Source organism: Oleiphilus sp. HI0061, assembly GCF_001635675.1.
Window position 1 is genome coordinate 1 of sequence record NZ_LWFE01000806.1, and the last position, 312, is coordinate 312.

The 312-nt window shown below is 50.6% G+C and carries 1 pseudogene; it reads left to right on the forward strand.

Annotated elements, in window-relative coordinates:
• Nucleotides 1-10 precede the first annotated feature (10 nt).
• A pseudogene (locus A3735_RS09685) lies at nucleotides 11-312 on the forward strand (TIGR01212 family radical SAM protein); the annotation flags it as partial.

Genomic DNA, 312 nt, shown 5'->3' on the forward strand with positions numbered 1-312 from the left:
TGGCCAGTATATGCAACAGCGCCATGGTGAGCATGTCCATAAGCTCTCTCTCAACGCCTCCTTTACTTGCCCTAATCGAGACGGTAGCAAAGGTATTGGTGGCTGCACCTTTTGTAATAACGCATCCTTCAGCCCCAACGCCAAAGCGCCAGACTCAATTGAGTCACAAATAGCACGCGGCAAAGCGGTGATCGCCAAGCGTACCGGAGCCAAGAAATTTCTTGGCTACTTTCAGGCCTATACCAACACCTATGATGAGGCCGAAAACCTAAAGCGCTTGTATGATCGTGCTTTAGCGGTCGACGACGTCAT